Source organism: Nonomuraea sp. PA05 (genome assembly GCF_008086045.1).
Taxonomy (GTDB): domain Bacteria; phylum Actinomycetota; class Actinomycetes; order Streptosporangiales; family Streptosporangiaceae; genus Nonomuraea; species Nonomuraea monospora.
Genome location: NZ_VSEY01000013.1, coordinates 190,821 through 201,725, shown reverse-complemented (window position 1 = coordinate 201,725; position 10,905 = coordinate 190,821). Strand labels below are relative to the sequence as shown.

The 10,905-nt window shown below is 71.0% G+C and carries 12 protein-coding genes and 1 pseudogene; 8 read left to right on the top strand and 5 right to left on the bottom strand.

Features of this window, described 5'->3' with window-relative positions:
- Window positions 1-12: 12 nt before the first annotated feature.
- Both FXF51_RS21920 and FXF51_RS21915 read right to left on the bottom strand, forming a co-directional pair.
- On the bottom strand, window positions 13-402 hold the full coding sequence (locus tag FXF51_RS21920; protein WP_148436389.1) for a hypothetical protein: 390 nt from the start codon (window positions 400-402) through the stop codon (window positions 13-15).
- Window positions 399-1,268: an SseB family protein gene (locus FXF51_RS21915; RefSeq protein ID WP_148436388.1), complete on the bottom strand. Its 870-nt coding sequence runs from the start codon at window positions 1,266-1,268 to the stop codon at window positions 399-401. The genes FXF51_RS21920 and FXF51_RS21915 overlap by 4 nt, the downstream gene beginning before the upstream one ends.
- A 46-nt stretch (window positions 1,269-1,314) precedes the next feature.
- Here FXF51_RS21915 and FXF51_RS21910 point away from each other — a divergent pair, with 46 nt between their 5' ends.
- The gene (locus tag FXF51_RS21910; RefSeq protein ID WP_148436387.1) at window positions 1,315-1,833 is read left to right on the top strand and encodes a hypothetical protein; all 519 of its coding nucleotides are present in this window, start codon (window positions 1,315-1,317) and stop codon (window positions 1,831-1,833) included.
- A gap of 27 nt (window positions 1,834-1,860) precedes the next feature.
- On the opposite strand, the gene FXF51_RS21905 is transcribed toward FXF51_RS21910, so the two are convergent.
- Window positions 1,861-3,219 carry a hypothetical protein gene (locus tag FXF51_RS21905; protein WP_148436386.1) on the bottom strand — a complete coding sequence of 453 codons (1,359 nt, stop codon included), beginning with the start codon at window positions 3,217-3,219 and terminating at the stop codon, window positions 1,861-1,863.
- Between the two features lie 461 nt (window positions 3,220-3,680).
- Here FXF51_RS21905 and FXF51_RS21900 point away from each other — a divergent pair, with 461 nt between their 5' ends.
- The 4 genes and pseudogenes from FXF51_RS21900 (at window position 3,681) to FXF51_RS21885 (ending at window position 7,083) form a co-directional block, all read left to right on the top strand.
- Entirely contained in the window at window positions 3,681-4,634 is a 954-nt protein-coding gene (locus FXF51_RS21900; protein ID WP_222871405.1) for a helix-turn-helix domain-containing protein, read from the top strand.
- A gap of 422 nt (window positions 4,635-5,056) precedes the next feature.
- On the top strand, window positions 5,057-5,482 hold the full coding sequence (locus FXF51_RS21895; protein WP_148436385.1) for a hypothetical protein: 426 nt from the start codon (window positions 5,057-5,059) through the stop codon (window positions 5,480-5,482).
- Window positions 5,483-5,486: 4 nt separating this feature from the next.
- Window positions 5,487-5,585: pseudogene (locus FXF51_RS63790) on the top strand (Clp protease N-terminal domain-containing protein); the annotation flags it as partial.
- Between the two features lie 334 nt (window positions 5,586-5,919).
- Window positions 5,920-7,083, top strand: coding sequence for a hypothetical protein (locus FXF51_RS21885; protein WP_148436384.1), 1,164 nt, complete (start codon window positions 5,920-5,922; stop codon window positions 7,081-7,083).
- A gap of 380 nt (window positions 7,084-7,463) precedes the next feature.
- Here the strand turns inward: FXF51_RS21885 and FXF51_RS21880 are convergent, their stop codons facing one another.
- A complete protein-coding gene (locus tag FXF51_RS21880) occupies window positions 7,464-8,006 on the bottom strand; it encodes a hypothetical protein (RefSeq protein WP_148436383.1) in 543 nt (180 codons plus the stop codon).
- Between FXF51_RS21880 and FXF51_RS21875 the strand changes: the two genes are divergently transcribed.
- From FXF51_RS21875 to FXF51_RS21865, 3 genes are all read left to right on the top strand, one after another.
- Window positions 8,005-8,193, top strand: a complete 189-nt coding sequence (locus FXF51_RS21875; RefSeq protein WP_148436382.1) for a hypothetical protein — start codon at window positions 8,005-8,007, stop codon at window positions 8,191-8,193. The genes FXF51_RS21880 and FXF51_RS21875 overlap by 2 nt on opposite strands.
- 231 nt (window positions 8,194-8,424) lie before the next feature.
- On the top strand, window positions 8,425-9,033 hold the full coding sequence (locus FXF51_RS21870; RefSeq protein ID WP_187414499.1) for an RNA polymerase sigma factor: 609 nt from the start codon (window positions 8,425-8,427) through the stop codon (window positions 9,031-9,033).
- Entirely contained in the window at window positions 9,026-9,607 is a 582-nt protein-coding gene (locus tag FXF51_RS21865; protein ID WP_148436380.1) for a hypothetical protein, read from the top strand. The genes FXF51_RS21870 and FXF51_RS21865 overlap by 8 nt, the downstream gene beginning before the upstream one ends.
- A 125-nt stretch (window positions 9,608-9,732) precedes the next feature.
- Here FXF51_RS21865 and FXF51_RS21860 read toward each other — a convergent pair whose 3' ends face one another.
- Window positions 9,733-10,749 carry a LacI family DNA-binding transcriptional regulator gene (locus tag FXF51_RS21860; RefSeq protein WP_148436379.1) on the bottom strand — a complete coding sequence of 339 codons (1,017 nt, stop codon included), beginning with the start codon at window positions 10,747-10,749 and terminating at the stop codon, window positions 9,733-9,735.
- Between the last annotated feature and the right edge of the window lie 156 nt (window positions 10,750-10,905).

The following is a 10,905-nucleotide window of genomic DNA, read 5'->3' as shown; positions in this document are numbered from 1 at the left end:
CCGCGCTCTGTGCTATGTCCTCACCGGCACGGCCTTCTCGCTCATCGCCATCACCTCGTCGCGCCGCACCCAGAGGCGGTACACGCCGCGTTCGACCCGTTCCAGACCGAGTCCGGCGGCCTGAAGCGCGTCGCCGCCGGTGTACTCGATGAGCAACCGCGTCCCGTGCGTCGTGTGCACCAGAAAGGGAGCGCCACGCCACTCGCAGACCGTGGTCACATGCCAGATCGCGGAGCAGTCCGCCGCCGGCACCGTGCGCAGGAACCGGCCGGGGCCGATCTCCTCGAAGCCGTCCGCGGGCGCCGTGCCGTACAGGCGCATCCGGAGCCGGCCGCCGGCGAGGTCCGGAGACGCCTCGTAGTCCGTTCCGGACCAGCGGGCCCGGTACGACGGCTGACTCACTCGCCCTCCACCAGGATCCAGCGGCCGTGGTCGGCGTCGTACCTGGCCCGCGTACGTTCCTGCCCGTCGGCCGCCAGCTCCACGATCTCCGCGGCGTGGGGAAGAGCGATGGCGTCGATCTTGTACTCCCTGATGGTCTGGCTCGCGTTCGCCACCAGGCCCATCCCGGCGAACGGCGCTTCCTCCACGACCCAGCCTGCCACCGCCGCGCGCCCTGCTTCGTCGGTGCCGCCGTACGGGGTGCGATAGAGCTCCAGCCCGATCGCCGGCCAGCGCAACAGGTTGACCGCGCCCTGCGCGGTGAGCGTGTCCTCCTGGAGCAGTGCGTCGGCGAGGACGGAGGGCGTCGCGATGTGCGCGACGTCCAGGGCGTGATGGCAGTAGCCGGAGATCAGCGGGTGCTCTTCGTCCAGGAGTTCCTGGAGCTGCGTGACCTGCAGCAGTTTCTGCACGATCGGGATGCCGCTGCCAGGCTCGGCCGCCAGGTCCTGCTCCAGCGTGGGCACCGCCAGCCGCGCGAGCGTGCCCGGCTCGAGCAGGAACGACGGCTCGCACCCGGGGTTGACCGCCAGCCCCCAGCGCGGATCGGGCCAGCCCGCCGCGAGCTCGACCAGCGAGAGGACCCGGAAGTGCCCGACGGCGCCGCCCGTGGCCTCGCGCATCGCCTCCGCCGAGGTGTAGACGGCCACCCAGACCCGATCGGCGCCCGTCACGGTCGGCCAGGCCACCTGCTGCTCGCCTCTGGCGGCGGCGTCACTCACCGGGCAGGCGAAGTCGGCGAACCGTAACAGCGTCAGGCAGGCGGTCAGGTCTCCTCGCTCGTGCGCCTCCTGGAGCCGCTCCTCCATCGGTGTGGGTGCCCGCATGGCGACACAGTAGTGCGTTCGCGCCGGCTCCCTGTAGGTTGCGCGTGTGACGCAATGGCCGGTTGCCCGCACCCGCGACGAGGCTCTCGTGTACCTCGACCTGAACCCGTGCGAGTGCGGCTCAGTGGAGACCGATTGGGACAGCGGCGTGGTGAGCCTTGGAGGATCGCTGGTCAAGCGCTACTCGGGGATCTGCGAAGGCTGCGAGACAGAACGGGAACACCACTTCTCGCTGCCCCGGCGCGAGACCATCCCGACCGGCTGGCCGGCCTTCGGCGGCCCTGAGGCCTCTCAACTGCTCGACGCGGGGGAGTGGATGTGGCTCGCCGACTTCACCGCCGGCAACGTTCCCGAAGATCCGGTGAGCGCTCGCCGTACGCTCTCCATGGCGCGCGCGGCCATGGACGAAGTGCTCAAGTTCATCCCCGAGGGGCAGGACGACGTCCCTGCTGAGGCCTTCTGGTCCGCACGCGGGCGGGAGGTGCGGGATGCCGAGCCACCCCGCTTCCGCCGCGACCGCCTCCTGGTCGTCAGAGACACCTACCGCGACCTCGCTGAACGTTAGCCGCTGATCGATAGCCGGAGCGGCGGCTCAGTCCCCGGGCGGCGAGGTCACTGCCAGAGCCTGGGCCGGGCCTCCGACGCGGCGCCAGGCAGCCGTGTCACGGGACCACTGGACGATCTCCGAGCGGTCGGCGGTCAGGACGTACACCCCCCGCCGGCCGACGCCGACTTCCGCGCCCGCCGCGCCGATGTCCCGCCAGCCCTGGCCGGTGCCCGGACTTCCGGCCTCCGGCGAGAGGATGCGCAGCCTCCTGCCCGACGGATCGGTGGAGTAGAGCCCCGAGGCGCCCCCGTACAGGGTGCCCGCCGGACCGGCGGCGTGCACCCAGGGCAGCACGGGAGCCGGTTGCTGCTCAGGCACCCAGCGGTTGACTGCCGTGCGTTCCGGGTTGAGCCCGTACAGGTCGCTGCCGGTCAGCGCGAACGAAGCTCCGGCGGTGCCGACGAACTCCCAATGACCGGGGCTGCCAAGGTAACGGAAGATCCGTCCGTCGTTCGGGTCGGTCGCGAACAGGCCGGGATCGCCGCCGTACAAGCGTGCGGCGGGACCTCCTATCTGTGTCCAGGACGTGCCATGCCCGTCCCACACCCGGACGGCCTCGCGGTTCGCGTCCAGCCGGTAGACAGCGTTACCGCTGACCGCGATGTCGTGGCCCGCGTCGCCGATGGCCGACCAGAGGCCGGGCCGTCCACCGTACCTGTGAAGCCGGTTGTCCGTGCCGGCGGCGAACAGGCCCGCGGGCCCGGACCAGAGGTGTGTGGCGTGCTCGCCGATTCTGGTCCACCCCGCCGCGTCCGTACCGTCCCATTGGAAGATGCCTTGTCCACCTGCTCCGATGGCGAAGACGCCGCCTTCCGCGAGCGAGGTGCCCGCGACGGGCGTACCGGCCGGGCCTGGCTGGACAAGGGGGATGAGGAGCGCGAGAGCGACGAGTACAAGGCCACCCGCGGCGAACATCAGCGGGCGGCCGCGCCGGCGCCCCTTCACCGGCGCTTCGTCCGCTTCTGGGGCATCGCCGGGCGACTCGGGGACCATCGCCTCTTCCCTTACCGGTGGAGTCGCGGCGGTGGACGGCGTCGTTGCGGCCGGTGTCTCCGCCGCCGCGTCGCGAGCCGCGGAGTGCAGCCGTGCGGCAGTCTCCAGCCGCTGCAGGCAGGAGCGCTCATCCGGTGTGTGGTCCTTCACCAGCCGGGTGAGCAGATCCAGCGGGACGATCTTCTCGCCTGACCGGTACTGGCCCCACAGCGTCTTGCCGACCGGGTAGCGCGCGGCGAGCTCACGGATGGTCATCCCGCCGGTCAGCGTCAGCAGAAACTCCGCCAGCGCGTTGGCCTGCTCGCTGCTGCCTCTCGCTCGACCCTGAGGTCTACCCACTCTGCCGGTCACCGCAGTAGCCTCTCCTCGCGTTCGAACCGTTGATCAGTGCAGCAGAAACGGTTGTCCGCGGACAATGCGTTGTCCGCACTTCATCAGCGAATTCCTGTCGAACTGTTACGGACAACGATCGAACCTGCCAGCCTCGAAGCCGGCAGCGGTCCCCTTGGATCCGCCACGCCCGGGAAGGACGGCGTTGATCGATCCCGTCATCGCGCGTCCGTCTGTGCGCCCCCCGCATCGCGGGAGTGCCGTTCCCGTCAGGTGTTCAGCTCATTGAGCCGCAGGATTGAAAGGCTAATATCGTGTCAAAGCTCTCTTTCAGGGATGTAGAAGGCGTGCGGCCAAGACGGGGGAGCGGCGTCGCCGCCCTCGGTCCTGCGGCTCAGCCGGAGGGCGCGGAGACGGAGTGCGACCACTCCTACGACACCTCGTGGATTCATCGCGGCGCCGGACGCGGTTCTGTGGCCTCCGTGTCCACAGACCTGGTGCCGAGGCAGGATCGCCTCGAGTGGTGGGCGCACCTGTCCTCCCACGAGATCGCGCCGATCGCGCTGTCCACCGAACACGCCGACGACTTCCGGGGCCAGGCGCGTTCGGTCGACCTGACCGTCGCACGGGTGGCCGAGTACGCGACGTCACCGCTCAGAGGCCGACGCACCCCGGCTCTCATCCGGCGCCACGACCCGGACGGCTACTGGCTCTTCCTGGTTCACAACAGTCCCGTACGGCTGGAGCAAGGGCACCACGACTCCGTGCTGGAAGCCGGCGACATCGCGCTGTTCGGCACCTCCCACCCCTTCGCCACCGAGTTCGTCGACGCCGGCGAGCTGACCCGGCTGACCCTGATGTTCATCCCGAAGCGGGCGTTGCCGCTGCCCCATGACAAGGTGGACCGACTGCTGGCACGCAAACTGCCTGCCAGGTCCGGCACGGGAGCCATTCTGACGCGCTATCTCACCGGGGTACGCGAGCAGGCCGCCGACTGCGACCCGGCGGACCTGCCTCGCCTGGGCACCATCGCCCTGGACCTGGCCGCCGCGTTCCTCGCCGGCCACCTTGACCCCGGCCGCCAGCTGCCGGGCGACAGCCATCATCGCGTGCTCGCCGCACGCATCGACGCCTACATCGACCACCACCTCGGCGACCCCGGCCTGGGCCCGGCCGTCATCGCCGAGCACCATCACATCTCCGTACGCACCCTGCATGTACTTTTCCAGCAGCGGCCCGAGACCGTCAGCGCGACCATCCGGCGACGCCGGCTCGAACGCTCCCGAGCCGACCTCGCCGACCCGCGTCTGAAGGACCGGCCGATCGGCGAGATCGCGCTTCGCTGGGGCTTCAAGACCACGGCCGACTTCAGCCGCGCGTTCCGTGGCGCTTACGGCATGAGCCCGCGCGAACATCGGCAGCAGGCGTTCGCGTAACGACGCGGGACCGGACGCCGGCATCACGCCGGACCACCACGGGACTGCGCTCGTCGCCAAGAGACCTGCGCTCTGTGCCGACGACACGGGGGGTGCGGTGGCGCAGGATGGCTACCGCGTCTCTTCAGACGAGAACTGCCACGTGAGGGCCTCGCACATGGGAACGAAAGTCCGTGAAGCCGACGATCGGCACCGCGGCGCTCCTTACCCCCACCACCGCCTCGGCCACCCGGGGAACGGCCATGCGGTGAAGAACGAGGAGATCACGCCTCTGCCCACTCCGTCACCGCGTTCACCAGCGTCTGGGTCAAGTTCTCCGGCGGCACCACAACCGATGACTCGGGTGGTGGCTCGGCGTTCCGGAGAGCCCTCACTCGCGGAATCGCTCGCGGGTGTCGGGCCAGTCCAGAAGCGGTGGGGCCATGAGTGATGCCGTCGCGGTGAACTCGCAGCGCCGTACCGCCGGCAGCGGCGCTGGTCGCAGCAGTGGCCGGGTACGCACGAACACGTTTCCGGGCCGGCGGCGAAGCACCGTGGTGATCGCCGCCGTCATGGCCACGGCCGTAGCCGGCTGCGGCATCGCCGTGGATGGTCACGGCCTCACCATGGACGAACGCCTGAGCCATCTGCGGACGGCCGGCCGCCGTGGCGCCGACGCCCACCAGCAGCTTCGCATCCGTGACGTACGTGTTGACGCCGCGCATTGCGAGCAGGCCTATGACAGCGGCGGGGCCGGCGACGACATACCCGCCGACAACCCGGACGGCAGCGTCTCCGATATCTGGCGGGAACACGTGAAGGGCAACTTCGTCAAAGCCTGCCTCAGCGGCGCCTTCCCCGGGGAGTGACGGCATGTTCCAGAAGTTGACCGATCGGGCGCGGCGCGTCCTCGTGCCGTCCCAGGACGAGGCCAGAATGCTCGGTCACGATCACATCGGTACCGAGCATCTGGGCCGAGGCCGGGCCGCTGCGCCGGGACACCTCCCGGCGGCCCAGACGCAGCCCGAAGTGCCCGCTCGTTCACGTACATCATGTCGAGCGCCCCCCGCCAAGCTGCCGGACTGGGGTGCCGAGCAGCGTCCCCAGGGGCTCCAGCGCGGAATTCGCGGCACGTCCGGTCCTCCCGATACCGGCCGGCCAGAACCACTCCCAGCTCGCCCAACCTGGCCGGCACCGCCCCGCCTCGTCTGCGAGACCTGACCCCCAGCCGATCTTCACGCGCCGCCGGTGATCCACATGCCGTCCATGAACGAATACGGGTCACCTCTCCAAAGAAGGGACTTCGATGACCGAGCCTCACTGGTTACGCAAGACCCTGACGGCAGGCGTGATCCTGGCCGTCGCCGCAGGAGTTCTGGCGCTCGCGCCCTCCGCCTCCGCATCCCCTTCCACCTCCGCCGTCCCGCCGCCGTACGCGGCCGACCTCCCAGACCTCGGCACCCCCGCCGTGGCCTTCAACCGCGCCAGCACCCCCGTCGCGACCGGCGTCGCCGTACGCGGCGCCGACGGCTCGCTGCTGTACAGCCCCCGCTCCGGCTCCACCTTCGGCGCCTTCCAGTCGCTCGGCGGCGTGATCGTCGGCGATCCGTCGGTGGTGGTGAACTCGGACGGCACGCACTTCTTCGTCCGCGGCACCGACGACCAGGTGTACACCAACACGATCACCCCGTCCGGCGCCGTCACCGGCTACTCGCAGGTGCCCGGCCTGACCGTGACCGGCGACGTCGAGGCGATCGTCCCCAACCTCGTGCCGCCGACCAGCGTGCGGATCTTCGCTCGCGGCACCGACGGCGCCGTGTGGACCAACAACCTCAACGGCGGCGCGTGGAGTGGCTGGAACAGCCTCGGCGGCTACGCCACCAGCGACATCACCGCCACCCGCACCTTCGTCGTCCCGATCGACACCATCCGGGTGTTCATCCGGGGAGCCGACCACCGCGTCTACGTCAACAGGGTGAGCACCAGCGGCGTCTCCGGTTTCGAGCCGCTCGCCGATCTGCAGGTGACCAGCAACATCGCCGTCGCAGAGGACGCCGTCTTCGGCGGCGGTTTCATCGCCGCCCGAGGCGCGGACAACGGTCTGTGGACGCTCAACCTGTACACCGTCCCGTACGTCTGGAAGCCGCTCGGCGGCACCGTCACCAGCGACATCGCCATCAGTTTCCAGGCCAATGTCACCGCCTACTACGCCCGGGGCGCCGATGACGCCCTCTATGTCAACAAAACGACCGCCCCGGGCGCGGCCTTCCGCGGCTTCGAGCGGATCGACGGCACGGTCACCGGCAACCCGGCGGCGTTCGGCACCGGCCCCAACGCTCCGGGCACCGGGTTCCTGCTGGCCCGCCTCACCAGTGGATCCCTGGGCTTGAACATCGAGCCCGGTCCCTCAGTCCTGCCGCCGCACAAGTTCGGCGGCTACGCTCCGATCCCGGGCCCGGCCCTCGGCTGAGCCATCCTCGCCCGCGTCCTCTGAGGGCGCGGGCGACCGCCTCCGCCCGGACCCGATCACTTCTCTTGCCCGCTCCTGGCGGCGCGGGTCCGCTGCCACTGCTCTCGCGACTCACTCGCTCACAAGAAGCAGGAGCTTGGTGCGGATCCCGAAGCGGGCCCCTCCGTCGGCTCCTGCAGCGCCGCCACACGACGCGGAACATGCATTCACCAGGAACGGCAGCACGTCGGTGCCGATGGAGCGGGAGCCACGCACGGCCGCATCGCGATGTTGCCGGCTCGGCCATCTCGCCGCTGGTCAGATCGGGAGGATCCGCTGCGTCGTCCTGCCTCGACGAGGGCGACTCGGAGCTTGTGGCCGAGGCGTTCGCATTCGGTCGGTCAGGGGCCGCTGGCCTCGATGTAGACGCCCTCGTCCAGCGCCAGCAGGTCGCTCCCCGTGATGACGAAGCGGCCGAACTGACGGTGACGACTGAGCAGCTCGGTGTACACGGCGCTGCTGCCGTGGATGGTCATGAAACCGCTGTAGTCCATCCGTGTCTCGCCGTCGATCCCCGCGGGCTCGTCGCCGGCCGGGCCGTCTTCGTGTTCCTCCGGCGGCAGCAGGAGATGCTCCTTCGTGGCCCAGACGCGCGTCCGGTCGTCGTGCGTGCCCGCGACGATGCGGGTGAACTCCTCGCGCCCGAGGACGACATATTCGTCCGGCCCGCGGTAGAGGCTGGCCGACCACTGCGCCGCGGCCTCGCAGGGGTAGGCGGACAACAGCGACCACTCCCCGGACGAGGCGCTGATCAGGTACGCCGGACCCATCTCCCCGCTGGCGAGCTGCAGACCTGTGATCGCCCAGCGCCCCCACAGCAGTAGGGACAGATCGGCGCACACGTCGGCAGGCAGACTCTGCTCGTGGCCAGGGAAGGGTCGCATGGTCTCCTGCTCATCGATCCGGTGGGGCGACACGCCGACCTTATCGGGCGGCGGCAGCGCAAGCACACGTGCCCATCCCGGCCTGCCCGCTCCGCGCGTCATCGACGCGATCAGGCCCGACTTCGAGCTGCCGGGTCGCGCGGGTGAGCCGGGAGAGCCGGGCGGCGGGCGGCAGCGCGTCGCGTGAAGGTCCGGACTCGGGGATGACGTCGGCTCGCGGAGTCGTCCGAGGAGTCGTGCCGATGTCCGCCCGAGACCGGGCTGGCATGAGCGCGGGCGTCGGCTGTGACGAACCGGCCGCGGGCACGGTCAGAGATACCGCGTGAGACGGAGGCTCGGCCCCGGCTCGAATGCTGAGCCGCCTACCTGGCGAACCGGAGCGGGGGAGGCGGACAGTGAAGGAGGTATGGACACCTCTATGCGGTACAGGATCCGCGCCGGGGACCACGAGGCGTTCGCCGCGCTGTTCGACGAACACTCCGGCACGGTCTACCGGCACGCCCTGGCTCTGCTCGGGGACTGGTCGGCGGCGGAGGACGTGACGTCGCTGACGTTCCTGCACGCCTGGCGCGCCCGGCGTGGCCTCACCCCCGACGGCGGGTCGCTGCGGCCGTGGCTGCTGGGCATCGCGACGAACCTCGCCCGCAACGAGCGGCGCGGCCGGCGCCGCCGCCACGACCTGCTGGCCCGGTTGCGTGCCGAACCGCCCCTCGGCCATCTCGGGGACGTGACCGGGCCGGCCGCCGACCGCGAGCAGGTCGAGGCGGTGGCGCGGGCACTGGCCACGCTCGGTCACCACGATCGGGAGGTGGTCGCGCTGTACGTCTGGGCGGAGCTGGACTACGCCGAGGTCGCGCAGGCGCTCGCCGTTCCGATCGGCACCGTCAAGTCCCGGCTGTGGCGGGGCCGCCGCAACCTGGAGCGCGCCTTGCGAACCGGGGCGGGGCGGGCGGACAGACAGAGGGTGGCCGCGAACGACGCGGCCCGGCCCACCGCACCACGAGCAGAGGAGACAGGCGATGGATGAGCGCGAAGAGCTGGCCGCGCTGCTGCCGCCGCTGCGGCACCGGCTGCCCGAGGGCCGCAGACGAGCACTCAAGGAGCAGGTCATGGCCCAGATCACCGTCCACGAACACACCCGGCGTCGCCGGCGCGGCGTCGCGATGGCCGCCGCGGCCGTATGCGCGGCGGGCGCCGCCTTTCTCCTGGCCTCGCCGTCGCCGGCCTACGCGCTGCGCGACAACCCGGATGGCACCATCACCGTCCACATCTACGAGGCCAAGGATCCCAAGGGCCTGCAGGCCGAGCTCCGCGGGCGCGGGGTGAACGCGGTCGTCGACTACATGCCGGTCGGCAAGACCTGCAAGCAGCCGCGCAGCACCACCTGGGCGCCCGGCGTACGCCTGGCGTCGCCGCTGACCGCCGAGGAGGAGGCGGACGGGCCGGGGTTCCGCATCGACCCGTCCGTGCTGAGGCCGGGGCAGACGGCGGTGCTGGAGTTCGTCACCGAGGAGGTCGGCGGTGAGTTCGTGCAGGCCGGGGTCCGGGACATGGTCTCCGACGGCCCGGTCGGCGACTGCGTGCTGGTCGATGCCCGGTGACCGGCCGTCGGTCCGCGGTGGCGCCGCGCACCGTCGGTCCGCGGTGGCGCCGCGCCGGCGATGAGCTGAGCCGTCCCGCGCGGGCGCAGGGCGATGACACGGCATCCGTCATCTCCACACAGGCGTCATCCCGGCGGGGAGCCCGTCGAGTGGCGTTCGATCAGGGCCGGTTCGGACACCCACGCGCGCTGCTCCGTCCGGCCCTCGGCCCGTTCGAGGGCGAACTGCGCCGCCACCCGCCCCATCGTCGTCCCGTACTGGGCGACGGTGGTGAGGGAGAAGCGGGGGTGTGAGGCGAACTGGGTGTCGTCATAGCCGGCGACCGAGATGTCCTCGGGCACCCGGAGGCCGTGTCCGGCCAGCGCGCGCATGCTGCCGAACGCCCCCTGGTCGGAGCCGACGAACAGGGCCGTGGGCCGCTCGGCACCGTCGAGCAGCACGTTCGTCGCCTCCTCCGTCGCGGCCTCGCTGCCGCCGCAGTGCACGACCTCGATGTGGTCCTCCAGGCCGAGCCGCCGCATCGCCTCGCGGTAACCGGCCTCGCGCACGGCGTGCGGGCTGAGCACTCCCGGGCCGGTGACGTCGTGCGACAGGTGGGTGATGCGGCGGTGGCCGAGACCGGCCAGGTGCTCCACGGCCAGCGCCGCGCCCGCGCGGTCGTCGTCCACGACCCTGTCGTAGTGCTTCCCGTGGTCGTGGCGGGCCACGACCACGGTGGGCAGCCGCCGCGCGAAGGCGTCGAGCCAGGCGGTGCCGACCTTGGGGGAGACGACGATCAGCGCCTCGACCTCGCGGTCCCACAGCGACTCCATGCCGGGGTTGCGCTCGTCGGACTCGTGGCCGAACGGTGAGACGAGCATGCGGTACGGCCCGGAGTCGAGGGCCTCGTACACGCCGTCGAGGATGTCGGCGAAGAACTGGCCGCGCAGCAGCGGGACCGCCACGCCGATCGTGCGCGTCGAGGTGCGCATGGCGCGGGCGGCCTCGCGGGGGCGGTAGCCCAGCTCGGCGATGGCGCTCTCCACGCGCTCGCGCATGCCGGGGCTCACGCCGTAGGCGTCGCGGAGCACCTTCGACACCGCGGCCCGCGACACTCCGGCCGCGGCCGCCACGTCGGAGATCGTCGGGCGCGTCGAGGTCATGTCAGCAACATAGCGACATCCGCGGCCGGGGCGGGATTTCGGGTCGGGTGAACGCGTGTCACGTACCGATGGGACAGAACAAGGCTCTTGCGCTTTGTGTAGATCGATCTACAATCACGTCCTGACAACGTGCGGGCCTGTGACGTGCAGGGTCGT

Coding starts and splice junctions, on each gene's coding strand:
- FXF51_RS21870 (WP_187414499.1), top strand. CDS start 8,425: ATGCGGTACAGGATCCGCGCCGGGGACCACGAGGCGTTCGCCGCGCTG.
- FXF51_RS21915 (WP_148436388.1), bottom strand. CDS start 1,268: ATGCGGGCACCCACACCGATGGAGGAGCGGCTCCAGGAGGCGCACGAG.
- FXF51_RS21885 (WP_148436384.1), top strand. CDS start 5,920: ATGACCGAGCCTCACTGGTTACGCAAGACCCTGACGGCAGGCGTGATC.
- FXF51_RS21880 (WP_148436383.1), bottom strand. CDS start 8,006: ATGCGACCCTTCCCTGGCCACGAGCAGAGTCTGCCTGCCGACGTGTGC.
- FXF51_RS21875 (WP_148436382.1), top strand. CDS start 8,005: ATGGTCTCCTGCTCATCGATCCGGTGGGGCGACACGCCGACCTTATCG.
- FXF51_RS21895 (WP_148436385.1), top strand. CDS start 5,057: ATGAGTGATGCCGTCGCGGTGAACTCGCAGCGCCGTACCGCCGGCAGC.
- FXF51_RS21865 (WP_148436380.1), top strand. CDS start 9,026: ATGGATGAGCGCGAAGAGCTGGCCGCGCTGCTGCCGCCGCTGCGGCAC.
- FXF51_RS21860 (WP_148436379.1), bottom strand. CDS start 10,749: ATGACCTCGACGCGCCCGACGATCTCCGACGTGGCGGCCGCGGCCGGA.